Genomic DNA, 23,058 nt, shown 5'->3' with positions numbered 1-23,058 from the left:
TATTGACAAAAACTTGAGTTATTCAGTGAGAACCCCCTGCGCCGCCGCAGGCTTGATTTGCCGGAAATGGGGTAATATGGAACAATCGTGAACATGTGAGATTTTTTGTCTGGTGATTGCGTGATAGATGGTGACGGTTTTCGTCCCAATGTAGGCATAGTGATCTGCAATCGCAAAGGCCAGGTGTTATGGGCCAGGCGCTACGGGCAGCACTCCTGGCAATTTCCCCAGGGGGGGCTGGACGAGGGGGAGACTCCCGAGCAGGCCATGTACCGGGAGTTGTACGAGGAAATCGGGCTGCGTCCCGAAAACGTTACCCTGCTGGCGGTTACCCGGCACTGGCTCAAGTACAAGCTGCCCAAGCGGCTGGTACGCTGGGACAGCAACCCGGTGTGCATTGGTCAGAAGCAGAAATGGTTTCTGCTGCGATTGGACTCGGATCATGAATCACACATCGAATTCGGCTGCCACGGGCACCCGGAGTTTGATGACTGGCGCTGGGTCAGCTATTGGTATCCGGTGCGCCAGGTGGTGTCTTTTAAACGGGAAGTATATCGACGGGTGTTGCGGGAGTTTGCTCCCATCGTCATGGCGGAACAGGGGCGGCATCGTGCCGAACAGGGCCGTCAGCGAACGGAGCAGGGGCGTCGCAGACGTTACCGGTAGTTTCAGGGAGTGCGGCAGTGTTAAGGGAACTGAGAGAAATCGTCCAGCGGGTTACCGCCAGCTCCGATCTGAATGAAGCCATGTCGGAGCTGGCGCAACAGACCCGGCAAGTCATGCGTGTGGACTGCTGCTCCATTTATTTGCGCCGTGGCGACGATCCCGGTTATCTGCTGGCCGCCACCGACGGCCTGGCCCCCGAAGCGGTAGGCCGGGCACGTATTCCTCTGGGCGAGGGTATCGTCGGCCTGATTGGTGAAAAGGAAGAGCTGATCAACCTTGCCGACGCCCAGCATCACCCCAGCTTTAAATATCTGCCCGAAGCTCACGAAGACGCCTTTCGCTCCTTTCTGGGCGCCCCCATCATTCACCAGCGCAAGACCCTGGGGGTGCTGGTGGTTCAGCAAAAACAGGTGCGCCTGTTTGAAGAAGGGGAAGAATCCTTTCTGGTGACCCTGGCGGCCCAGCTGGCAACGGTGATCGCCCATGCCGAAGCCAGGGGTAACCTCAGCTCCCGTAACTGGCACGGCATGCTCAGGGGCCTGGCCGGCTCGCCCGGGGTGGCCATTGGCAAGGCCTGGGTTTGGCGTCCTCGAGTGGAACTGGAGCGGGTACGGGTGCGTCGCACCGAGGACACGCCAGTGCAGCATCAGCGCCTCGACAAGGTGCTGCAGCAGGTTGAAGCCGAGCTGGACGGCATGGCCCTGCGTTTCAAGGAGTCGCCGGCGGGCGAGTCGATGGCGGTGTTTGAGGTGTACCAGTACATTCTCAAGGATCCGGTGTTTATCGGCCTGATTCGGGAAGAGATCGAACACGGCTGGACCGCCGGCAGTGCGGTCAAACGGGTCTGTGAAAAACAGATCGCCCAGTTTGCCAACATGGCCGATCCTTACCTGCGCGAACGCGCCGCCGACATACGGGATCTGGGCCAGCGCCTGCTGACCCGGTTGATCCATGAAGACGACGGGGCCTTGTCCCTGTCCGAGCCCATTATTTTGGTGGCCGACGAAATCAGCGCCACTCTGATCGCCGAGATCCCCCGCAGCAAGCTCAAGGCCATTGTCTCGGCCAGGGGCTCCATTAACTCACACGCCGCCATTCTGGCCAAGGCCATGGGCATTCCGGCGGTGATGGGCATCGATCATTCCTTTGAGCTGCTGGAAAACCGCCAGCTGGTGGTGGACGGCTACACCGGCGAGCTGCTGGTGGAGCCGGCGCCGTCGGTGCTGAAGGAATATCGCCGGGTCATCGCCGAAGAGGCTCAGATGGATGAGCTGTTCGCCACCGTGCGCAAGGAGCAGTCTCGAACCCTGGATGGCGTCCAGGTGTCCTTGCTGCTCAATGCCGGTCTCAGCGCCGACGCCGACGTGGCCATGAACGATGCCGCCGACGGCGTCGGCCTGTTCCGTACCGAAATTCCTTTCATGATGCGGGATCGCTTTCCGTCCGAGCAGGAGCAGGTGCACAGCTACCGCCGCGTGCTGACCAGCTACGTGGGCAAGCCGGTGTGCATGCGCACCCTGGACGTCGGCGGCGACAAGCAGTTGCCTTATTTTCCCATCGTCGAGGAAAACCCCTTTCTCGGCTGGCGCGGCATTCGCCTGACCCTGGATCACCCGGAGATCTTTCTGGTACAGCTCAAGGCCATGCTTCGGGCCAGCATTGGCCTCGACAACCTGTCGATCATGCTGCCCATGGTCGGCAGCCTGGAGGAGGTGAGGGTGGCGCGGCGGCTGCTGGATCGGGCCTGGCGTGAGGTGTCGGCAGAAACCGCCGACGAGCAGGGTATTATTCGCTACCCCAGCCTGGGGGTGATGATAGAGGTGCCTTCGCTGCTGTATCAGCTGACCGAGCTGGCACCCCTGGTGGACTTCTGGTCGGTGGGTACCAATGATCTCACTCAGTATCTGCTGGCGGTGGATCGCAACAATGGCCGGGTGGCCGATATCTATGATTCCCTGCACCCGGCGGTGCTGCGGGCCCTGCAGCAGATCATCGATGCGGCACGCCAGCACGCCCGGCCGGTATCCATCTGTGGCGAGCTGGCGGGGGATCCCATCGGCGTACTGGTGCTGATGGCCATGGGCTATCGCCGCTTCAGCATGAACAACAGCAATATCATGCGCATCAAGTACATCGTGCGGCAGTCCCGGGCCGACGAGTTGCAGAAATTGCTGCAGGAAGCCCTCAGCCACCGCCATGTCGGTGCCTTTAAAGGCATCTTTGGTCGTTACCTGGAAGAGCGCGGCCTCGGCGGCCTGCTGCGGGCGGGGCTGTAGTAAAATTCCTGCTTGGTCAGCACCTGCCGACGCCATGCCGGCGGGCCGCCTGCGCTCCATCTGAGCTGTGCTTTCTTCAAAGCGCGGACGGCTCGCCCCGCAAAGCAGCAATGTTCGTTCATTAACCCCGTGCGGGGATCTTCATTCGAGCAGGAAAGCCACCGTCATTTGCCTTACAATACCCGCTTTCCATTTTTCGGGGTAAGCGCATGTCTGATTCTCACTGGGTGTTTCCCGGCTTTGATCCCATTGCCGTGCAGCTGGGGCCGCTGGCGGTGCACTGGTACGGGCTGATGTATCTGCTGGGTTTTGTGTTTGCCTGGTGGCTGGGCAATCGCCGGGCGGCACAACCGGGCTCCGGCTGGACCAAGGATCAGGTCTCCGATGTGCTGTTCTACGGTTTCCTCGGGGTTATTGTCGGTGGCCGGCTCGGCTATGTACTGTTCTACCAGTTCGACACCTTTCTTGCCGATCCGCTTTACCTCATCAAGATTTGGTCCGGCGGCATGTCGTTTCACGGCGGCCTGCTGGGTGTGCTCACCGCCTTCTGGTTGTTTGGCCGCAAGCACAACAAGACCTTCTTTGCGGTCGCCGACTTTATTGCGCCGCTTATTCCCTTTGGCTTGGGCGCCGGGCGTCTTGGCAACTTCATTAACGGCGAGCTCTGGGGCCGAGTGACCGATGTACCCTGGGGCGTGATTTTTCCCGCCGCCGGCGCCTTGCCCCGGCATCCGTCCCAGCTGTATCAATTCGCCCTGGAAGGGGTGCTGCTGCTGCTGATTCTCAACCTGGCCTGGCGCGTCCGGCCGCCCCGGGGCGTGATCTCCGGGTTGTTTTTGCTGTGCTACGGCCTGTTCCGCTTTGTGGTGGAGTTTGTACGCCAGCCGGATGCCCAGCTGGGCCTTTACCTGGACCTGTTCAGCATGGGCCAGCTGTTGTCGTTGCCGATGATGATCGGCGGCGCCTTGATGTTATGGGCGGCCTGTCGTCGTCCCCATTGGTTTGGTAACGGAGCAAAGACCGCATGAAAGCCTATCTCGAGCTGATGCAACACATTCTTGATCACGGTGAGCACAAGGAAGACAGGACCGGCACCGGTACCCTGTCGGTGTTCGGCTACCAGATGCGCTTTAACCTGGCGGACGGCTTTCCGCTGGTCACCACCAAGAAATGCCACCTCAGATCCATCATTCACGAGCTGCTGTGGTTTCTGAACGGCGACACCAATATCGCCTACCTCAAGGATAACGGTGTCAGCATCTGGGACGAGTGGGCCAGTGACGATGGCGATCTGGGGCCAGTTTACGGCAAGCAGTGGCGCAGCTGGGAAGCGGCCGATGGTCGGGTGATCGATCAGATCAGCCAGGCCCTGGAGACCATTAAAACCAACCCGGACAGCCGACGCATTATCGTGTCGGCCTGGAACGTGGGTGAAATCGACCAAATGGCACTGGCGCCCTGCCATGCCCTGTTTCAGTTTTACGTGGCCAATGGCCGGTTGTCCTGCCAGCTCTATCAGCGCAGCTGTGATGTTTTCCTTGGCCTGCCCTTCAATATTGCCAGTTACGCCCTGCTCACCATGATGATGGCTCAGCAGGCGGGCTTGGCGCCTGGGGACTTCGTCTGGACCGGCGGCGATGTGCACCTGTACAGCAATCACCTGGAGCAGGCCCGGCTGCAACTGGGGCGTGAACCGAAAGCCTTGCCCACCATGCGGCTGGCACGCCGCCCGAACTCCCTGTTTGAGTATGTATATGAGGATTTTATTCTGGAAGACTACCATCCTCACCCCCATATCAAGGCACCGGTGGCCATTTGACAGCTGTTTGTTTGTAAATCAAGCTCTACTTTAGACTAACATTTTATTTTCATCGGTATTAGTGAGTCATTCTGCGCTTTAATTCGATTTTCCCGAGGTGTTGATCAGAAACAACCGATTATTACCTCTGTAACAAGCTGATTACACTCGGGCTGTTCTTTGAGAAGGAGCTCGATTATGTCGCATGTGCTTAAACGCTTTCTGGCCATGGAATCGGCCGGCGGAATACTGCTGATTATCGCCGCCCTGATCGCCATGCTGATGGCCAATACCGGTTTGTCCGGTATGTATCAGGAATTCCTTAATATGCGCATTCAGTTGCGCATCAGTGATCTCAACCTCGACAAGCCGCTGCTGCTGTGGGTCAACGACGGCATGATGGCGGTGTTCTTTTTGCTGGTGGGTCTGGAGGTCAAGCGCGAGATGGTGGAAGGCGCGCTCTCCACCCGCGAAAAGGCCATGTTTCCGGCCCTGGCCGCCATCGGTGGTATGGTGTTTCCGGCGCTGTGGTTTATGCTGCTGAACCTGGGGGAGCCCGCCAACCAGAGCGGCTGGGCCATTCCCGCCGCTACCGATATCGCCTTTGCCCTGGGGGTGATGGCGCTGTTGGGCAAGCGGGTGCCTCTTACCCTGAAGGTCTTTCTGCTGGCGCTGGCGATCATCGATGATCTGGGGGCCATCATCATTATCGCCCTGTTCTACAACCACGGTGTTGATGTGACCGCCATGGCGGTGGGCGCACTGGGCATCGCCGGTCTGGTCTGGCTGAACCGGGCCCGAGTGTGCAACCTGGTGCCCTACCTGCTGCTGGGCTGGATCATCTGGGTCGCCGTGCTCAAGTCCGGCGTGCACGCCACCCTGGCCGGGGTGATTCTTGGCTTCCTTATCCCCCTTTATGGCCACCGCTTTTCGCCCTCCAAGCAGCTGGAGCACTTCCTTCACCCTTGGTGTGCCTTTGTGATATTGCCGTTGTTTGCCTTTGTGAACGCCGGCGTGTCGCTGGAAGGACTGTCCCTGGCGGACCTGACCTCGGCGCTGCCCCTTGGCGTGATGGTGGGATTGCTGGTGGGTAAACCCATGGGCATCTTCCTGGTGAGCTGGCTGTCGGTACGGCTGGGTTATGCCCAGTTGCCGGCGGGGGTGTGTTTTCGTCAGGTCTTTGCGGTATCCGTGTTGTGTGGCATCGGTTTTACCATGTCGATCTTCATTTCGTCGCTGGCCTTTGCGGATCAGGTCCAGTTGGCCAATCTCTCGCGGCTGGGCATTCTGATGGGCTCTACCGTGGCGGCGGTGGCCGGTTATGTCATGCTGAGGCGGGTACTGCCGCAAAAGGAGTCACAACGGCGTAAGGTATCGGTACATACCCAGCTGGTGTAAGCCATGCGCCTGTTCGAAGCAACCGGCCGGGTATAAAATCCCGGCCGGTTTCTTTATGATGGGACATTGAATCCGCGGAGACGGCAGCTTGTCACACCTGAACTACAACCATCTCTATTATTTCTGGATGACCCAGAAAAAGGGCTCGGTCACCAAGGCCGCCGAGGCCCTGTACCTGACCCCCCAGACCGTGACCGGACAGATCCGCCAGCTGGAAGAGCGTCTGGGCGGCAAGCTGTTCAAGCGCAAGGGCCGCCAGCTGGAAGCCAGTGAGCTGGGACAGCTGGTGTTTCAGTATGCGGACCGCATGTTCAGCCTGTCTTACGAGATGCTGGATATCGTCAACTACCGCAAGGAAGATCACCTGGTGTTTGAGGTGGGCATTGCCGACGCGCTGTCAAAGCGGTTGGCGAGCCGAGTGTTGTTGTCGGTGATCCCCAACGACGGCTCCATCCACCTGCGCTGCTACGAGTCGACCCACGAAATGCTGCTGGAGCAGCTCAGCCAGCACAAGCTCGACATGATACTGTCCGATTGCCCGGTGGACTCGGCCCAGCACGCGGGCCTGTTGTCGAAAAAGCTGGGGGAGTGTGACATGGGCTTCTACTGCCGCGAACCGCTGCCGGTCAAACCCTTTCCCGCCTGCCTGGAAGAACGCAAGTTGCTGATCCCGGGCCGGCGCACCGCCATGGGCCGCCAGCTGCGTCACTGGCTGGAGGTGCAGGGGCTGAAACCCCAGATCCTGGGAGAGTTCGACGATGCCGCCCTGATGAAGGCCTTTGGCTTTTTTAACCAGGGAATCTTTGTGGCCCCTGCCATTTACCGGGACGCCATACTGCAGTATCAGCCGGTGATTGAAATCGGCCGCGCCCCCGAGCTGAAAGAGGAATATTACGTGATCTTCGCCGAGCGCATGATCCAGCATCCGGCGGTGAAACGCTTGTGCGAGAGTGACTTCAGCTCGCTGTTCTCCGGCCTCGACGACTTTTCTGCGGTGACGCCACCCGCGACCTTTGACGATGAATTCAGCTGAGAACGCCAGTGTGAACGCAAGCAACGACATGAACATCGAAGGAATGGAGGCCAACGCCGCCCGGGCGGTCAAGCTGCTCAAGGCGCTGGCCAATGAACGCCGGCTGTTTATTCTGTGCCACCTGCTCGACCAGGAGCTGTCGGTGGGGGAGATGAACCGGTTTCTGGGGCTGAGCCAGTCGGCCCTGTCTCAGCACCTGGCGATTTTGCGCAACGACGGGCTGGTGAGCACCCGTAAAGAAGCCCAGACCGTGTATTACTCGCTTAAAAGTGATGAAGTGCGGGAGATGATCGCCCTGCTGCACCGGCTGTACTGCCGGTGAGGAGCTAGGAGTCAGGGGGGGAGGAACAGTTCGCCTCACTCCTGACGCCTATCCCCTCACTGAAAAACGGGCAACAAAAAACCGGCATAAAGCCGGTTTTTTCGATGCCAGAGTAAAGCGCTTACAGGGCTTTGATCTGAGCGTTCAGACGGCTCTTGTGACGAGCGGCCTTGTTTTTGTGGATCAGGCCTTTGGTGGCCATGCGATCCAGCATCGGCTGGGCAGCGTCAAACGCTTTCTGAGCGTTGGCTTTGTCACCGGTGGCGATGGCAGCAATTACTTTTTTCACGTAAGTGCGAACCATAGAACGACGGCTGGCGTTGTGCTTGCGACGCTTCTCAGCCTGAATCGCGCGTTTCTTAGCAGACTTGATGTTAGCCAAGGTATAACTCCTGAATCTGTCTTAGCGAGTGCTCATAAAAGGCCGAGGACTATGCCCTTTTCACCGCTGATTGTCAATTGATTTGTGCAAATAAACACCGCCCTGTGGCGTGGCACAGGGCAGGGGGTTAAACTGTCCGCCGAATTCTAGCAGTATTCACCTGCGTTCAGCAATTTCTTACCGTGAGGTTTTCATTTTGAGCAAGGCGCTGTTGCGGTCGGGCATGATAGTCTCGGCCATGACCCTGGTTTCCCGCGTGCTGGGGCTGGTCCGGGACGTGGTGATCGCCAATCTGATGGGGGCGGGAGCTTCGGCCGACGTGTTCTTTTTCGCCAATCGCATTCCCAACTTTCTGCGCCGGCTGTTTGCCGAAGGGGCCTTTAACCAGGCCTTTGTGCCGGTGATGACCGAATACAAGCAGACCCGCAGTTTCAAGGACACACAGGATCTGCTGGCGGCGGTGTCGGGCACCCTTGGCCTGATTGTGACGGTCGTGACCCTGGTGGGCATACTGGGTTCGGGGGTGGTGACCGCCCTGTTTGGCGCCGGCTGGTTTATGGAATGGCTGCAGGGCGGCCCCGAGGCCCAGAAGTTCGAGCTGGCGTCCCTGCTGCTCAAGATCACCTTTCCCTACCTGTGGTTTATCAGCTTTACCGCCATGGCCGGGGCCATTCTCAACACCTTTGACAAGTTTGCGGTATCGTCCTTTACCCCGGTTTTTCTCAACGTGTGCATCATTCTCGCCGCCTGGTGGCTGTCGCCCCGGCTGGCCCAGCCGGAAATCGGCCTGGCGGTGGGCGTGTTTGCCGGCGGTCTGGTGCAGTTTCTGTTTCAGTTTCCGTTTCTGGCCAGACTCAAGCTGCTGGTGCGCCCGCGCTGGGCCTGGCACCACCCCGGGGTGGTGAAAATCCGCACCCTGATGCTGCCGGCGCTGTTCGGGGTATCGGTGAGTCAGGTCAACCTGCTGTTCGACACCATGCTGGCGTCCTTTCTCGCCACCGGCTCCATCAGCTATCTCTATTACTCGGATCGGCTGCTGGAGTTTCCCCTCGGGCTGTTTGGCATCGCCATCGCCACCGTGATCTTGCCGGCGCTGTCGAGCCGCCATGTGGACGACGCCAGAGACGGCTTTGCCGCCACCATGGACTGGGGTGTGCGCATGGTGTTGCTGATGGGGTTTCCCGCCATGCTGGGGTTGATCGTGCTGAGCGAACCCATGCTGCGGGTGCTGTTTATGCGCGGCGAGTTCGGCATGGAGGAAGTGGCCGCGGCGGGCAAAAGCCTGGTGGCCTATGGCCTGGGACTACAGGCCTTTATGCTGATCAAGGTGCTGGCGCCGGGTTATTACGCCCGCCAGGACACCCGCACTCCGGTGCGCTTTGGCATTATTGCCATGGTCGCCAACATGGTGTTCAACGCCCTGCTGATCTTTCCGCTGGGTTATGTGGGCCTGGCGCTGGCCACGGCCCTGTCGGGGGTGCTCAACGCCGGCCTGCTGGGCTGGGGGCTGCACAGGCGCTCGGTATACAGCCCAAGTCGCACCACCCTGATCTTTATGCTGCAGGTGGCGCTGGCCGGGGCCGGCATGGCGGCGCTGCTGGGGTGGCTGTCGCCGTCGCTGAAAGTCTGGGCGGCCTGGAGCCTGGCGCAAAGCAGTCTGCATCTGCTCGGCTATATCGGCGCCGGCGCCCTCTGTTATGGCGCCCTGCTGCTGCTGCTGGGGGCCCGGCCCCGGCACTTTCGGGTGGTTGAGTAAGTGACCCGGCAGCGGCTTCGATCGCACCGCCGGCCATCAAGGGCTGATCCCGGGGGCCGGCTGAGTTATAATCCGCCGATTTGCAGGGGCCGGCAGCGGAACTTATGGAGCTAATTCGCGGCATTCACAACATCAAACCGTGGCATCGCGGCTGCGTGCTGTCCATCGGCAACTTCGATGGCGTGCACCTGGGGCATCAGGCGGTGCTGCGTGGCCTGGTGGAGCAGGCGCGCCGGCTGGGCGTGCCGGCCTGTGTCATGGTGTTTGAGCCCCAGCCCCAGGAGCTGTTTGCCGGCAAGGATGCGCCGGCCCGGCTGACTCGGTTGCGGGAAAAATATGCCCGGCTGGCCGAACTTGGCATCGACCGCCTGTTGTGTGTGCGCTTTACCGCCGGCTTTGCCGCCCAGAGCCCGGACGACTTTATACGCGGCTTGCTGGTTAACCGGCTGGGGGTGCGCTTTCTGGTGGTGGGCGACGACTTTCGCTTTGGCCGCAACCGGGGCGGCGACTTTAAATTACTGACCCAGGCCGGGCGGGCCTTTGATTTCGAGGTGGTCAGCACTCAAAGCTGGCGCATGGAAAACCGCCGGGTCAGCAGCACCCTGATTCGTCAGGCGCTGGCCGACGATCGCCTGGATGAGGCGGCGCGCATGCTGGGCCGGCCCTTCAGTCTGTGTGGCCGAGTGGCCCACGGCGCCAAGCTGGGCCGCACTATCGGCTTTCCCACTGCCAATGTGGCGCTCAAGCGCCGGGTGATTCCGGTGTCGGGGGTGTACGCGGTGCGGCTGAGCGTGGAAGGGCGAGATTATGCCGGGGTGGCCAATGTCGGCCACAAGCCCACGGTGAACGGCACACGGGCCCTGCTGGAAGTGCACCTGTTTGACTTTGCCGGCGATCTCTACGGTAAACAGGTGGACGTGGCGCTGTGCCACAAGCTGCGAAATGAACAAAAATTCGCTTCCTTTGCGCTGTTGAAGGAGCAGATTCAACGCGATGCCGTCAGGGCCAGACAATGGTTCGGGCTGGCGGTATCAGAACCGAACGGAATGTAGGATCCATGAGCGACTATAAACACACCCTGAATTTGCCCGAAACGGAGTTTCCCATGCGCGGTAACCTGGCCCAACGCGAGCCGGGCATGCTGCAGCGCTGGATTGATGAAGATCTCTACGGCGCCGTGCGTCGCGCCAAGGCCGGCAAGAAGCCCTTTATTCTTCACGACGGTCCTCCGTACGCCAACGGCAACATTCACATTGGTCACTCGGTCAACAAGATCCTGAAAGACATCATCGTCAAATCCAAGGGCCTGTTGGGTTACGATTCCCCCTACATTCCCGGCTGGGACTGCCATGGCCTGCCCATTGAACTCAAGGTGGAAGGCAAGGTTGGCAAGCCCGGCGTCAAGGTGTCCGCCGCCGAGTTCCGCGAGGCCTGTCGTGCCTACGCCAAGGAGCAGGTGGAAGGCCAGAAGGCCGACTTTATTCGCCTGGGCGTGCTCGGCGACTGGGATAACCCCTACCTGACCATGAACTTCGACACCGAGGCCAACATCATTCGTGCCCTCGGCAAGATCATCGACAAGGGCCACCTGCACAAGGGCTCCAAGCCGGTGCACTGGTGTACCGACTGTGGCTCGGCGCTGGCCGAGGCCGAAGTCGAGTACGAAGACAAGCGTTCGCCGGCCATCGATGTGCGCTTTCAGGCCGTTGACGAGGCCGCCGTAGCCGCCAGTTTTGACTGTGCCGAGGGCCATACCGGCAAGGGCCCGCTGTCCGTGGTGATCTGGACCACTACCCCCTGGACTCTTCCCGCCAACCGGGCGGTGGCGTTGCACGCCGAGCTTAACTATGCCCTGGTGCAGGTGGAAGGCGACAACCCCGAGCGCCTGATCCTGGCCGCGGATCTGGTCAAGGACGTCATGGATCGTGCCGGCATCACCCAGTACCACAACCTGGGTTATTGCCAGGGTGCAGGCCTTGAACTGAAGCGTTTTCAGCATCCCTTCTACGACTTCGACGTGCCGGCGATCCTGGGTGATCACGTCACCACCGACTCCGGTACCGGCGCCGTGCATACCGCCCCCGGCCACGGCCAGGAAGACTTTGCGGTCGGCCAGCACTACGGCCTGGAAGTGGCCAATCCGGTCGGCGGCAACGGCGTTTACCTGCCCGACACCGAGCTGTTCGCCGGTCAGCACGTGTTCAAGGCCAACGACGCCGTGGTGGAAGTGCTCAAGGAGCGTGGCGCCCTGCTGCACCACGAAGCCTACACCCATTCCTACCCGCACTGCTGGCGGCACAAGACCCCCATTATTTTCCGGGCCACGCCCCAGTGGTTTATCAGCATGGATCAGGCCGGCCTGCGCGGCCAGGCGCTGTCCGAAATTCAACAGGTACAGTGGGTGCCGGAATGGGGTCAGAACCGTATTGAGTCCATGGTGGAGAATCGCCCGGACTGGTGTATCTCCCGTCAGCGTACCTGGGGCGTGCCCATTGCCCTGTTTGTGCATAAAGACACTCAGGAGCTGCACCCCCGCGCCACCGAGCTGATGGAAGAAGTGGCCAAGCGTGTTGAACAGGCCGGCATTCAGGCTTGGTGGGATCTGGACCCCGCCGAGCTGCTGGGCGAAGAAGCCGATCAGTACGACAAGGTGCTCGACACCCTGGACGTGTGGTTCGACTCCGGCTCCACCCACGCCTCGGTGGTGGACGTGCGTCCCGAATTCCAGGGCCACCCCGCCGACATGTATCTGGAAGGCTCGGATCAGCACCGAGGCTGGTTTATGTCGTCGCTGATGATCTCCACCGCCATGAAGGGTCATGCCCCTTACCGCCAGGTGCTGACCCACGGCTTTACCGTGGACGGCCAGGGCCGCAAGATGTCCAAGTCCATCGGCAACGTGGTCAGCCCTCAGGAAGTGATGAACAAGCTGGGTGCCGACATTCTGCGCCTGTGGGTGGCCAGCACCGACTACTCCGGTGAGATGACGGTGTCCGACGAGATCCTCAAGCGCAGCGCCGACGCCTACCGCCGTATTCGCAATACCGCCCGTTTCCTGCTGGCCAACCTGAGCGGTTTCAATCCGGAAAGCGACATGGTGGCCCCTGAAGACATGGTGGTGATCGACCGTTGGGCCGTCGGCCGCGCCCAGGCCATTCAGCAGGAAATAACCCAGGCCTATGACGAGTACAACTTCCATCAGGTGACCCAGAAACTGATGCAGTTCTGCTCCATCGAGATGGGCTCCTTCTACCTGGACGTGATCAAGGACCGCCAGTACACCGCCAAGGCCGACAGCCAGGCGCGTCGTTCCTGCCAGACCGCCCTCTATCACATTGCGGAAGCCCTGGTACGCTGGATGGCGCCGATCATGAGCTTTACCGCCGACGAGATCTGGGCACTGCTGCCCGGCCAGCGTGAGCGTTTTGTGTTTACCGAAGAGTTTTACGACGGCCTGTTTGGCCTGGCCGAGGGCGAGCAGCTGAGCGATGCCTACTGGGCCGAGTTGCTCAGAGTACGTCAGGCGGTGAACAAGGCGCTGGAAAGCGCCCGGAGCAACAAGGTGATTGGCGGCGCGCTGGAAGCCGACATCACCCTGTATGCCGACGACGCCCTGGCCGGAAAACTGGCGCAACTGGGTGACGAACTGCGCTTTGTGATGCTGACCTCAAAGGTCACCATAGCGCCGCTTTCCGACGCCGCGGACGCCGCCGATACCGAGCTGGCCGGCCTCAAGGTGGGCGTGGCCAGAAGCGAGGCCGAGAAGTGTGGTCGCTGCTGGCACCATGTGGACGATGTGGGCACCATTGAAGGCCATGACGGTATTTGCGGCCGTTGCGTCTCCAACGTGGCCGGAGACGGCGAAGTTCGCCGGTTTGCCTGATGCGGGCCGTGCTGAATACCGGCCTGCGCTGGTGGTGGCTGGCGCTGGTGGCCATTGGCCTGGATCAGCTGAGCAAATGGCTGACCGTGGCCTACCTGGACTACGGCTACCCGGGGGTGGAGATCGCCCCCTTCTTTAACCTGGTGCACGTCTACAATCCGGGGGCAGCGTTCAGCTTTCTGGCCGATCAGGGAGGCTGGCAACGCTGGTTTTTCGCCGCCCTGGCGGTTGCCGTGACCGTGCTGCTCAGTGTGTGGATGTACAAGGCGCCGCGCACCGCGCGCTGGTTGCCGGTGGCTTATGCGCTGATCATCGGCGGGGCCATCGGCAACGTGATTGACCGAATCTTGCTGGGCCATGTGGTCGATTTTCTCGACTTCTACGTGGGCAACTGGCACTGGCCGGCGTTCAACCTGGCCGACAGCTTCATTTTCGTCGGCGCCGCCATGATCATCATCGACAGCTTTAAAAAGGACAGCCCCCAATGAGCAATATCATCGGTCCCAACAGCACGGTTCTGTTTCATTTCACCATCAAGCTGGAAGACGGCTCGGTGGCCGACAGCACTCAGGTACACGGCAAGCCTGCCAGGCTGCAGATGGGTGATGGCAGCCTGACCGACAACTTCGAGGCCTGCCTGCTGGGTCTGGAAAGCGGCGCACAGAAGGTGTTTGAGCTGACCCCGGACGATGCCTTTGGTCCGATCAACCCGGACAATATTCACTATATGGATCGCAGCCGTTTTGGTGCCGATCTGGAGCTGGAAGAAGGCGCCATACTGTCCTTTACCCAGCCCAACGGCGCCGAAATCCCCGGCATTATTCGCGGTGTGGCCGGCGACTCGGTGACCGTGGACTTTAACCATCCCCTGGCCGGCCAGAACGTCACCTTTGAGGTGGAAATCCTGGCCGTCGACGACGAAAACGGAGCCTGATCATGGACATCCTGCTCGCCAATCCCCGCGGCTTCTGTGCCGGTGTGGACAGGGCCATCAGCATAGTGCAGAGCGCCCTGGAAAAATTCGGTGCCCCCATCTACGTACGTCACGAGGTGGTGCACAACCGCTACGTGGTCAACAAGCTCAAGGATGCGGGCGCCATTTTTGTGGACGAGCTGGATCAGGTGCCCGACGACAACATCGTCATCTTCTCTGCCCACGGCGTGTCCAAGGCGGTGCGGGAAGAGGCCAAACGGCGCGGCCTCAAGGTGTTTGACGCCACCTGCCCGCTGGTCACCAAGGTGCATATGGAAGTGCACCGGGCCAGCCGCAAGGGCATAGAGACCATTCTTATCGGTCATGCCGGCCATCCCGAGGTGGAAGGCACCATGGGTCAGTATGAGAGCATGGATGGCGGCATGTATCTGGTGGAAAACCCGGATGATGTGGCGGCCCTGCAGGTCAAGCACCCCGACAACCTCACCTTTGTCACCCAGACCACCCTGAGCGTGGATGAAACCTCGGACGTGATCGACGCCCTGCGAGCGCGCTTTCCCACCATTGAAGGGCCGCGCAAGGACGACATCTGCTACGCCACCCAGAACCGCCAGGACGCAGTGCGGGAACTGGCCGCCAAGGTGGATCTGATGCTGGTGGTGGGATCGCGCAACTCGTCCAACTCCAATCGCTTGCGGGAGCTGGCCGAAAAGATCGGCACCCAGGCACACCTGATTGACTGTGTCGAGATGATCGAGCCGACCTGGCTTGAGAACGTCGCCCGCATCGGCGTCACCGCCGGTGCCTCGGCCCCGGAAGTGCTGGTGCAGGAGGTGATCTCCCACCTGCAGTCCTTGGGCGGCAAGGCCGTGACCGAGCATCCGGGCCGGGAAGAAAACATCGTGTTTGAGGTACCCGCCGAGCTCAAGGTGAAGCAGGTATCCTGACCAAACCGCTGCTTTCTCTGTCGATGGCAGTTAATGTTTAGCGAAAACTGAAGACAGATTTTGTCATCGAACTGTAAACCGCCCGAGAGGGCGGTTTTTTTATTGCCAGCAGCTGGCCGGAGCCTTGCTGCCGTCTCTGGTCAGCGTTAGTGAAGTGCAGGTGGCTGATCCTTGTTTGTCATTTTGCTGGTCGCCTTTGGCAGTGGCGGAAAGGGTATAGTCGCTGCCGGAGACGGTGGCCCCGAAGGTATAGTAGTCGGTGCTGGGAGTACTGATTAGATTCACTGCCGTACTGGTGTAGGAGGGGTGGGAAATTCGCCAGTCTTCCTGGGCCAGTTGCATTTTATACAGGGTTTGTATGGCTTCGATACGCCGGGTTTTTTGCATGTAGGCAGAATAGGAAGGATAGGCCACGGCGGTGATAATGGCCAGCACGGCCACTGTGATCAACAGTTCAATCAGTGTAAATCCCTGGTATTTGGGCATGGGTGCATCCTTGTCTAAACTCATGTTTTACCTCAAGCTTACTTCAGTTTGGGCCACAATGGAGACCTGCCTTTTGAAGGATGCAATTGGCATGATCGGAATACAGCGCGGCCTGACCTTGATTGAACTGCTGATTGGTCTGGTGGTGATGACGCTGCTGACTACCCTGGCCGTGCCTGGCTTTCAGAGCTTGCGTGAGCAATTCACGGTACGCAGTGCTGGCATGGCGATATATGCCGACCTGCAACAGGCCCGCAGTGAAGCCATCAAGCGCAACCGGGAAGTAACGGTGTGCTTCACCAACTCGGGCGCTGCAAACTGGAGCTATTCACTACACGACTCCGATGATTGTACCGGTGATATCATTGAGACTGTGAGCAGTCAGCATTATCCGTATATGGTGCTTACCGCGTCCTATTCTCCCAGCCTCCTCACGTTTGGTCCGAGGCGAAACAGTCTCTCCAGCGGTAATGTGCAGCTTTCTAATGGTAACTATATGATGGAGCTTAAAACCTCCAATACCGGCCGTATCAGGACCTGCTCTGCCGATGATTTGCTAGGAGTCCCATCATGTTAGTGGTTCGAAGCCAGCAGGGAATGACTTTGGTTGAAATGTTGATCTCGCTGGTGGCCGGTTTGCTGGTGGTGGCCGGAGCCCTGTCGCTGTTTTCCTCGGTGATCGTATCCGGAAATACCACCTTGATGTTGTCGCGGTTGAATCAGGATGTTCAAGCGGTAACCGATATGATGGTGCGAGATATTCAAAGGGCGGGATATCACCCTAGTGCTGCTCAAGGAATGAATGGAGATACTTCGGCGGCATTTGCCGCCGAAGCCCTGGTATTTTCCATCACCGATGATATATACGCTTCCAGCGGCGCCAGTGCGCCGGACTGTATTCGTATTAAATACTGGGATGATGGGGAGGTTGTACAGGCGTACCGTTATGACTCTGCAGATAAAGAGCTGCAGTGCCGAAGTACAAGCTCTGCGGGAAAGTGCGATGCTTCCAATGATAAAGCCACCAATATTTCCACTTTATGTAACTCTGGTAGTAACTGGCCAAGGTTTATATCTGAAAGTGAAATTTTGGTTGATGACCTGAGCTTTGAATTGGTGTCGGGCAGCAGTGCCACCGGCATGCGCACCATTCGGCTTAGTCTAAGCGCGTCCCATATCAACCGGCCGGCGTTGTCAGTGAGCCTGCAACGGGAGATCAAGCTGAGAAATGATGGCTACTAACAAGGAAAAAGGTTTTGCCACTTTGACCATCACTCTGGTGTTGGTGTCGCTGCTAGTGGCGGTGTCGGTTTTTATTGGCAAGGTGCTGGTCTCCGACAAGCGCATCACCCTGAACGAAATCGAATATCGGGTGGCTCTGGCGGCGGCGGAAAAAGGCATCGCCGACGCAATGGCAATACTCAAGGTCGATCCGGCTGTGTCCAGTGCCTCGGGCACGCTTGCCACCTCGGCGGCCACGGCTACTTATCAGGTCTCAATAATCCAGGACAGCCCTATTCCCAATGCCTGGCAACTGGAGTCGGCGGCTACCCTTGCCGGTGGCGGGGGTACCACAGTCAGTGTGCAGGTGGTGAGGCGCAGCATACTCAACCCTGCCAACGCAGGGCCGGCGGCGCCCTTGCTGATTGGTGGAGCCAGCACGGGGATCAGTGGCAACATGACGGTGGTGGCTAACCCCAATGGAGGTGGTCCGGGGGTTCCTGTATCGGTCTGGTCCGGGAAGGATATTGCCGGTGGTGGGAGTATGCAAACCTGTCAGTTGGGGGATTACAACGGCTCTGGTTGCACTGATACGCTCAGCACTAAAAGCGGTGGCACCGTGACTTTAGACTCGGATGTGGTGGATAATGATGCCGATTTTCCAACCGATCTGCTCAGCTATGTATTTGGTTTTGGTGACGATGAATGGGAAAAATTGGAAGCCATGGCTACCGCCATCGTATCAAGCTGCAGCAGTATTGTTTCACCTGGTTTTTATATTGTGGAAGGCGCAGGTGACTGTGATATTGATGATATCACCAGCTCAACCGATGAACCGGTTATTGCCTTGGTTAAAGATGCAAATATCGTGGCAAACGGCGGCAACCAGTTTTACGGTCTGCTGTTCTCTTATGATTCCGACCCGATCTCAGCCCCTGGTTACACCTTAAAGTTAAACGGAAATGCCAAAATATTTGGAGCCATTACCACTAACCATGGCGGCGATAACCTCAATGGTACTTTTGATGCGGTCTACGACCAGGGTGTGATCTGTAACTTGAGTTATTGTGATGGCAATACCAGCGGGGGCAGTGGCAGTCCCTTCGTTAAGTTGATGATTATCCCCGGCAGTTGGAAAGACTGGTAACAGGAGACGCCATGAAACGGCAACACGGATTTGGCCTGATCGAAGTCATGCTCGCCTTTATTATTGTGGCGGCCACTGCCGGTACTTTGCTGCAATTGAACAAAAGCTATCTTGAATACAGCCGGGATGGCCGCAGTCGGGAAGTGGCCATGCGTCTGGCGGAATCTAAACTGGACGAGCTGCGTCGGTTTCAGACCCGCTCCGGCTTTGATGCCATCGCCAACGGCAGCGACAGTATCAGTCTGAACGATATCGCCTATGGGCGCAGTTGGGCAGTCACAACGTATTCCTGGAACAGTGTCAGCCTAGACTGGGTTACGCCGTCTTCCAGTGTTCAGGATACCGGTAAAAAGCAGGTGGCTGTGACCGTGAATTGGACCGATGCGGGAGAAGCACACAGCTTTTCTCTGGACTCGGTGATTGCTCCCAACACCCCCACCAGTGGCGGTCCCTTTGGCACCAGTGGCGATAGCTTTGGCTCCGGCAAGGGCGGACCAAAAGTAGCACATACGCCAGGGGCGCTACCGGATGTTATCGCCATGGTCATCGATCCAGGCTCGGGCATTAAACAGGAGACCACCAAGCCGGCGCCTGAAATCAGTAAGAAGGGTAATGATGTTATGGTGAGTTTTGATGCTGTTACCTATGATGCGAGCGGCGACAGCCTGATAAAAAGTGACAGCAGAACGTTATATTGTACCTGTGAAACGCAGAGCGACACCAAGTCCACCAGGAAGCCGGCCGCTCCCATCGCCCTGGCTCAGGGTCTGTATTGGGAAAATGGTGGGCTGGCGGATAAAGGTTGGGGTGATAGCAGTAATGAGAATTGTATAACTTGCTGCAATAACCATTACGATGTGCCTTCCAGTAACCTTTTTGCCGATAATTACAACCAGTTTAACAAGGGGCATATGCATTCAGGGAGCACATATTTTGAGTCCTGCCGGATGTTACGGATTGATGGTTATTATCAGGTCATGCCAGACTGGAATCTGATCTCCCTGAACGTCTTCCCTCCCGGCTATCTGGCAGATGCCACCAATGTCACGCTCTATCAAGGTTATATCAAAAATGTAGTGCAGGCCTATATATCAGAGCTAAAGGCGGGAACGCAAACCGCCGATCACAAGGCGATAAGTTATCCAGACTGGCTGTCTGCCAATGGTACGGCCGAGCAACAGGCTTCCTTTGATGATTTAACCGTTTTATTCTTAGGGTCATCTTATCAATTTGCTGCCCGAGCTGTTTATGTGGATCTTCTGCCTCAGGGTTTGCTGGATAAGGTTGACTTTAACGATGACAACTGGCTTGCCAGAGTCGCATTTAATGATGTGAATGTCACCCTGTTGGCTGACTGGAAGTTGAGTGTGGCAGATGATATTCACCTGGATGTAACCAATGAAAATATCAATACAATCGTTGATCCTGGGAGTGATTACTTTGGTACCTATTCCCGGGGGTATGTGACAGGGGAGCTGATTACATTGCTGAATCTGCCTGTGTCAGTAAGTGCAGAAATGAAACGCTATAATAGTGGCCTGACGGGAGGTAATGCCATATCTGCCTTTGATGGTAGTAATGTATTTACTTCTGCTCTGAATGTGGCGGTGGTAGAGGGTTCAATTTCAGAGGTTACTTTTGATGGAGTGATTCAATGCTTAACTACACAGAATAACAATTCCACCATGGCTGTTTCTTGCTCTAAAAATGACTTCGGAAAAACGGTTGTCACTGTGACAGATGGCCTTGGTGTTAATAGTGACTGTACTGTTGTTAAAGACGCTGATGTGGCGACGGCCCGTTATCAGTGCACAGTTTCGGCTGGGGTGGGGGCAACGGTAACCTTCAGCGAAAATTCAAATAACAGTAACTTTGTGTTTAATGCCGGCACCACTAACCCTAATACTATCAGTTTAAGTACGCTTGATATTACCAGTGGTAATATTCCCTGTGTCTTGCAGATCAGTAAGCACATAACAGATTACGGTGCCGTAACCTGTACACCCTAGGGCCATTGGCCTAAGTCGGTGCTGGTAACTCCGGCGCCTTTTTTTGTATCATGCTTGCAATTTCTGGATAGAACACAGGCAAACCATGTCCTCACATCTCACCCTGGCGCTGGCCCAGCTCAATACGACCGTCGGCGCCATTGAAGCCAATACCCAACTGATGCTGGCTGCCGTCAGCGAGGCGAACGCGCAGGGCGCCGAGCTGGTGCTGTTTCCCGAACTGGCGGTGACCGGCTATCCGCCGGAAGATCTGCTGTATCGCGACGATCTGCACACTCGGGTCGACACCGCCCTGGCCGAGCTGGCTGCCGCCAGCCAGGGCGTCGCCCTGGTGGTCGGCCACCCCTGGCGCGACGGCGGCAGGCTTTACAATGCCGCGTCTTTCTTTTACCAGGGCAAGCTGCTGGGCCGTTATTTCAAGCAACTACTGCCCAATTACGGCGTGTTTGACGAAAAACGCTATTTTGCCGCCGGCACCGAGCCCTGCGTGATCGAGTTCAAGGGGCACAAGCTTGGCCTGCTGATCTGCGAAGACGTGTGGGAGCCGGCTCCCATGGCCGCGGCCAAGGCCGCCGGCGCCGAGCTGGTGCTCAGCCTCAACGCCTCGCCCTATCACAAGGGCAAGGCCTGGATTCGCAAGGATTTGCTGGCCCAGCGCAGCCGCGACAACGCCCTGCCGCTGGTCTACCTCAATCAGGTGGGCGGCCAGGATGAGCTGGTGTTTGACGGCCGTTCCAAGGTGTTCAACGCCGAGGGAGAACTTACCCAAAGCCTGCCGGCCTTTGCCGACGCGCTGGCACTGGTGACCGTTGAGCAGGGCGCGCCCGTGCCCGGTACCATACAACCCGCACTGGAGCCCCTGGCCGAGGTCTATCAGGCGCTGGTGCTGGCGACCCGGGATTACGTCAACAAGAACGGCTTTAACGGTGCCGTGCTGGGGCTGTCCGGCGGCATCGACTCGGCCCTGACCCTGGCCATCGCCGTGGATGCCCTGGGCAAGGACAAGGTGCAGGCGGTGATGATGCCGTTTCGCTACACCGCATCGATCAGCGTGGAAGACGCCAAAGAGGAAGCCGAGCACCTGGGCGTGGAGTTTGATATCGTCTCCATCGAGCCCATGTTCGATGCCTTTATGGGCCAGCTGGCACCCATGTTTGCCGGTACCGAGCGCGACACCACCGAAGAGAACCTGCAGGCCCGCTCTCGCGGCGTGTTGCTGATGGCCATTTCCAACAAACGCCGCCGCCTGGTGCTGACCACCGGCAACAAGAGTGAAGTGGCGGTGGGCTACTGCACCCTGTATGGCGACATGGTGGGCGGTTTTGCCCCCATCAAGGACGTGCCCAAGACCCTGGTGTTCGAACTGTCCCGCTACCGCAATACCCTGGGTTATGTGATTCCGCAGCGGGTGATTGACCGGCCGCCGTCGGCGGAGCTGGCGCCGGATCAGCTCGACCAGGACAGCCTGCCGCCCTATGATGTGCTCGACGCCATTCTCGAGGGATATGTAGAGCAGGACAAATCCCTGGCTGATCTGCTGGCCGCCGGCTTTGATGAAGCCGACGTACGCCGAGTGATCAAACTGGTGGACATCAACGAATACAAGCGCCGCCAGAGTGCGGTGGGGCCGCGTATCACGGCGCGTAACTTCGGCAAGGACAGGCGCTACCCCATCACCTCGGGATTTGGCAAAACTAACTGGTAAAGGAGCCACCGATGAAAAAAATTGAAGCCATTATCAAGCCCTTCAAGCTCGACGATGTGCGCGAGGCCCTGGCCGAGCGTGGTATTACCGGCATGACGGTATCGGAAGTCAAGGGATTTGGCCGCCAGAAGGGGCACACCGAGCTGTATCGTGGCGCCGAATACATGGTGGACTTTCTGCCCAAGGTCAAGCTGGAGCTGGTGGTGCAGGACGAGCTGGTAGAGTCCTGCATTGAGGCCATTGAAAGCACCGCCCGCACCGGCAAGATCGGCGACGGCAAGATTTTCGTGCTCGACGTGGGCCAGGTGATCCGTATTCGTACCGGCGAGCAGAACGAAGAAGCGGTGTAAACTGCGGGAAGGGGAAGCAGTGAAACGGGGCTGGGGGCGAAGGCGTATTCCGGTCCCGAGCCCCTAATCTCCAGTCCCTTGTTTTAACCTTGTGGTTTTTTTGCCACAATGATTGATTGAATTTGAATTGAGGAAGTACGCCCATGCCACTGCTGGACAGTTTCACCGTAGATCACACCCGTATGGGAGCCCCGGCGGTGCGGGTTGCCAAGACCATGGCCACGCCCCACGACGACACCATTACCGTGTTTGACCTGCGTTTCTGCCTGCCCAACCAGGAAATCCTATCCGAAAAGGGCATTCATACCCTGGAGCACCTGTTCGCGGGCTTTATGCGCAACCACCTCAATGGCGACGGCGTGGAGATCATCGACATTTCCCCCATGGGTTGCCGCACCGGCTTTTACATGAGCCTGGTAGGCGCGCCCAACGAGCAGCGCGTGGCCGCGGCCTGGAAGGCGGCGATGGAAGACGTGCTCAAGGTGGAAAACCAGTCTCAGATCCCCGAGCTCAACGAGTATCAGTGCGGCACCTATGTGATGCACTCCCTGGACGAGGCCAAGGCCATCGCCCGCAATATTCTCGAGCGGGGCATTGGCATCAACAGCAACCAGAGCCTGGCACTACCGGAAGAAATGCTGAAAAACCTCTAATGCCCGGCGGCTTCCCTCAATCCCAACACGCCCGGTTAATGTCTAACCGGGCGTGTTGTCACTTGTTATTCTTACACTGTTGATATAAACCC

Annotated in this window: 22 protein-coding genes; 20 read left to right on the top strand and 2 right to left on the bottom strand. The window is 58.4% G+C overall.

The genetic code is table 11. From position 1 onward, the window contains the following. Nucleotides 1-120: 120 nt before the first annotated feature. The 7 genes from rppH to B6S08_RS13490 all read left to right on the top strand — a co-directional run bounded on the left by rppH (nucleotide 121) and on the right by B6S08_RS13490 (nucleotide 7,493). A complete protein-coding gene (gene rppH, locus B6S08_RS13520; protein ID WP_094201343.1) occupies nucleotides 121-666 on the top strand; it encodes an RNA pyrophosphohydrolase in 546 nt (181 codons plus the stop codon). A 17-nt stretch (nucleotides 667-683) separates the two neighbouring features. Beyond that, on the top strand, nucleotides 684-2,942 hold the full coding sequence (ptsP, locus tag B6S08_RS13515; protein WP_094201342.1) for a phosphoenolpyruvate--protein phosphotransferase: 2,259 nt from the start codon (nucleotides 684-686) through the stop codon (nucleotides 2,940-2,942). Between the two features lie 209 nt (nucleotides 2,943-3,151). Then, nucleotides 3,152-3,970: a prolipoprotein diacylglyceryl transferase gene (gene lgt / locus B6S08_RS13510; protein ID WP_094201341.1), complete on the top strand. Its 819-nt coding sequence runs from the start codon at nucleotides 3,152-3,154 to the stop codon at nucleotides 3,968-3,970. Next, a complete protein-coding gene (gene thyA, locus B6S08_RS13505) occupies nucleotides 3,967-4,761 on the top strand; it encodes a thymidylate synthase (protein ID WP_094201340.1) in 795 nt (264 codons plus the stop codon). Before lgt ends, thyA begins: the two co-directional genes overlap by 4 nt. Nucleotides 4,762-4,938: 177 nt before the next feature. Beyond that, nucleotides 4,939-6,138, top strand: coding sequence for a Na+/H+ antiporter NhaA (gene nhaA, locus B6S08_RS13500; RefSeq protein ID WP_094201339.1), 1,200 nt, complete (start codon nucleotides 4,939-4,941; stop codon nucleotides 6,136-6,138). 88 nt (nucleotides 6,139-6,226) lie between these two features. Next, a complete protein-coding gene (nhaR, locus tag B6S08_RS13495; RefSeq protein ID WP_094201338.1) occupies nucleotides 6,227-7,171 on the top strand; it encodes a transcriptional activator NhaR in 945 nt (314 codons plus the stop codon). Nucleotides 7,172-7,199: 28 nt separating this feature from the next. Beyond that, on the top strand, nucleotides 7,200-7,493 hold the full coding sequence (locus B6S08_RS13490) for an ArsR/SmtB family transcription factor (RefSeq protein WP_094201337.1): 294 nt from the start codon (nucleotides 7,200-7,202) through the stop codon (nucleotides 7,491-7,493). A 121-nt stretch (nucleotides 7,494-7,614) separates the two neighbouring features. Here the strand turns inward: B6S08_RS13490 and rpsT are convergent, their stop codons facing one another. Next, the gene (rpsT, locus tag B6S08_RS13485; RefSeq protein ID WP_094201336.1) at nucleotides 7,615-7,875 is read right to left on the bottom strand and encodes a 30S ribosomal protein S20; all 261 of its coding nucleotides are present in this window, start codon (nucleotides 7,873-7,875) and stop codon (nucleotides 7,615-7,617) included. A 196-nt stretch (nucleotides 7,876-8,071) separates the two neighbouring features. Between rpsT and murJ the strand changes: the two genes are divergently transcribed. The 6 genes from murJ to ispH all read left to right on the top strand — a co-directional run bounded on the left by murJ (nucleotide 8,072) and on the right by ispH (nucleotide 15,395). Further along, on the top strand, nucleotides 8,072-9,631 hold the full coding sequence (gene murJ / locus B6S08_RS13480) for a murein biosynthesis integral membrane protein MurJ (RefSeq protein ID WP_094201335.1): 1,560 nt from the start codon (nucleotides 8,072-8,074) through the stop codon (nucleotides 9,629-9,631). 104 nt (nucleotides 9,632-9,735) lie between these two features. Next, entirely contained in the window at nucleotides 9,736-10,683 is a 948-nt protein-coding gene (gene ribF, locus B6S08_RS13475) for a bifunctional riboflavin kinase/FAD synthetase (protein ID WP_094201334.1), read from the top strand. A 5-nt stretch (nucleotides 10,684-10,688) separates the two neighbouring features. After that, complete coding sequence (gene ileS / locus B6S08_RS13470; RefSeq protein ID WP_094201333.1) at nucleotides 10,689-13,514, top strand: isoleucine--tRNA ligase; 2,826 nt, start codon at nucleotides 10,689-10,691, stop codon at nucleotides 13,512-13,514. Then, on the top strand, nucleotides 13,514-14,002 hold the full coding sequence (gene lspA / locus B6S08_RS13465) for a signal peptidase II (protein ID WP_094201332.1): 489 nt from the start codon (nucleotides 13,514-13,516) through the stop codon (nucleotides 14,000-14,002). The genes ileS and lspA overlap by 1 nt, the downstream gene beginning before the upstream one ends. Continuing rightward, nucleotides 13,999-14,448: an FKBP-type peptidyl-prolyl cis-trans isomerase gene (gene fkpB, locus B6S08_RS13460; protein WP_094201331.1), complete on the top strand. Its 450-nt coding sequence runs from the start codon at nucleotides 13,999-14,001 to the stop codon at nucleotides 14,446-14,448. The genes lspA and fkpB overlap by 4 nt, the downstream gene beginning before the upstream one ends. 2 nt (nucleotides 14,449-14,450) lie before the next feature. Then, a complete protein-coding gene (gene ispH / locus B6S08_RS13455) occupies nucleotides 14,451-15,395 on the top strand; it encodes a 4-hydroxy-3-methylbut-2-enyl diphosphate reductase (protein WP_094201330.1) in 945 nt (314 codons plus the stop codon). Between the two features lie 99 nt (nucleotides 15,396-15,494). Here the strand turns inward: ispH and B6S08_RS13450 are convergent, their stop codons facing one another. Further along, the gene (locus B6S08_RS13450; protein ID WP_240919698.1) at nucleotides 15,495-15,905 is read right to left on the bottom strand and encodes a type IV pilin protein; all 411 of its coding nucleotides are present in this window, start codon (nucleotides 15,903-15,905) and stop codon (nucleotides 15,495-15,497) included. A 67-nt stretch (nucleotides 15,906-15,972) separates the two neighbouring features. Between B6S08_RS13450 and B6S08_RS13445 the strand changes: the two genes are divergently transcribed. The 7 genes from B6S08_RS13445 to luxS all read left to right on the top strand — a co-directional run bounded on the left by B6S08_RS13445 (nucleotide 15,973) and on the right by luxS (nucleotide 22,966). Next, complete coding sequence (locus tag B6S08_RS13445) at nucleotides 15,973-16,458, top strand: GspH/FimT family pseudopilin (RefSeq protein WP_094201478.1); 486 nt, start codon at nucleotides 15,973-15,975, stop codon at nucleotides 16,456-16,458. Then, a complete protein-coding gene (locus tag B6S08_RS13440; protein ID WP_245849866.1) occupies nucleotides 16,452-17,123 on the top strand; it encodes a PilW family protein in 672 nt (223 codons plus the stop codon). The genes B6S08_RS13445 and B6S08_RS13440 overlap by 7 nt, the downstream gene beginning before the upstream one ends. After that, nucleotides 17,113-18,249, top strand: a complete 1,137-nt coding sequence (locus B6S08_RS13435) for a PilX N-terminal domain-containing pilus assembly protein (RefSeq protein ID WP_169716407.1) — start codon at nucleotides 17,113-17,115, stop codon at nucleotides 18,247-18,249. Before B6S08_RS13440 ends, B6S08_RS13435 begins: the two co-directional genes overlap by 11 nt. Nucleotides 18,250-18,260: 11 nt before the next feature. Beyond that, complete coding sequence (locus tag B6S08_RS13430) at nucleotides 18,261-20,258, top strand: type II secretion system protein (RefSeq protein WP_094201326.1); 1,998 nt, start codon at nucleotides 18,261-18,263, stop codon at nucleotides 20,256-20,258. Between the two features lie 85 nt (nucleotides 20,259-20,343). Beyond that, the gene (locus B6S08_RS13425; protein WP_094201325.1) at nucleotides 20,344-21,963 is read left to right on the top strand and encodes an NAD+ synthase; all 1,620 of its coding nucleotides are present in this window, start codon (nucleotides 20,344-20,346) and stop codon (nucleotides 21,961-21,963) included. An 11-nt stretch (nucleotides 21,964-21,974) separates the two neighbouring features. Further along, nucleotides 21,975-22,313, top strand: coding sequence for a nitrogen regulatory protein P-II (glnB, locus tag B6S08_RS13420; RefSeq protein WP_019936040.1), 339 nt, complete (start codon nucleotides 21,975-21,977; stop codon nucleotides 22,311-22,313). 143 nt (nucleotides 22,314-22,456) lie between these two features. Beyond that, a complete protein-coding gene (gene luxS, locus B6S08_RS13415; protein ID WP_094201324.1) occupies nucleotides 22,457-22,966 on the top strand; it encodes an S-ribosylhomocysteine lyase in 510 nt (169 codons plus the stop codon). The last annotated feature ends 92 nt before the right edge of the window (nucleotides 22,967-23,058 follow it).

The sequence above is a fragment of the Oceanimonas doudoroffii genome, assembly GCF_002242685.1.
GTDB classification, from domain to species: Bacteria; Pseudomonadota; Gammaproteobacteria; order Enterobacterales; family Aeromonadaceae; genus Oceanimonas; species Oceanimonas doudoroffii.
This window is presented reverse-complemented; position numbering and strand designations above follow the sequence as displayed.

Coding starts and splice junctions, on each gene's coding strand:
- ribF (WP_094201334.1), top strand. CDS start 9,736: ATGGAGCTAATTCGCGGCATTCACAACATCAAACCGTGGCATCGCGGC.
- lspA (WP_094201332.1), top strand. CDS start 13,514: ATGCGGGCCGTGCTGAATACCGGCCTGCGCTGGTGGTGGCTGGCGCTG.
- B6S08_RS13430 (WP_094201326.1), top strand. CDS start 18,261: ATGAAACGGCAACACGGATTTGGCCTGATCGAAGTCATGCTCGCCTTT.
- thyA (WP_094201340.1), top strand. CDS start 3,967: ATGAAAGCCTATCTCGAGCTGATGCAACACATTCTTGATCACGGTGAG.
- B6S08_RS13445 (WP_094201478.1), top strand. CDS start 15,973: ATGATCGGAATACAGCGCGGCCTGACCTTGATTGAACTGCTGATTGGT.
- B6S08_RS13450 (WP_240919698.1), bottom strand. CDS start 15,905: ATGAGTTTAGACAAGGATGCACCCATGCCCAAATACCAGGGATTTACA.
- luxS (WP_094201324.1), top strand. CDS start 22,457: ATGCCACTGCTGGACAGTTTCACCGTAGATCACACCCGTATGGGAGCC.
- B6S08_RS13440 (WP_245849866.1), top strand. CDS start 16,452: ATGTTAGTGGTTCGAAGCCAGCAGGGAATGACTTTGGTTGAAATGTTG.
- lgt (WP_094201341.1), top strand. CDS start 3,152: ATGTCTGATTCTCACTGGGTGTTTCCCGGCTTTGATCCCATTGCCGTG.
- nhaA (WP_094201339.1), top strand. CDS start 4,939: ATGTCGCATGTGCTTAAACGCTTTCTGGCCATGGAATCGGCCGGCGGA.
- B6S08_RS13425 (WP_094201325.1), top strand. CDS start 20,344: ATGTCCTCACATCTCACCCTGGCGCTGGCCCAGCTCAATACGACCGTC.
- fkpB (WP_094201331.1), top strand. CDS start 13,999: ATGAGCAATATCATCGGTCCCAACAGCACGGTTCTGTTTCATTTCACC.
- B6S08_RS13435 (WP_169716407.1), top strand. CDS start 17,113: ATGGCTACTAACAAGGAAAAAGGTTTTGCCACTTTGACCATCACTCTG.
- glnB (WP_019936040.1), top strand. CDS start 21,975: ATGAAAAAAATTGAAGCCATTATCAAGCCCTTCAAGCTCGACGATGTG.
- ispH (WP_094201330.1), top strand. CDS start 14,451: ATGGACATCCTGCTCGCCAATCCCCGCGGCTTCTGTGCCGGTGTGGAC.
- ileS (WP_094201333.1), top strand. CDS start 10,689: ATGAGCGACTATAAACACACCCTGAATTTGCCCGAAACGGAGTTTCCC.
- B6S08_RS13490 (WP_094201337.1), top strand. CDS start 7,200: ATGAACATCGAAGGAATGGAGGCCAACGCCGCCCGGGCGGTCAAGCTG.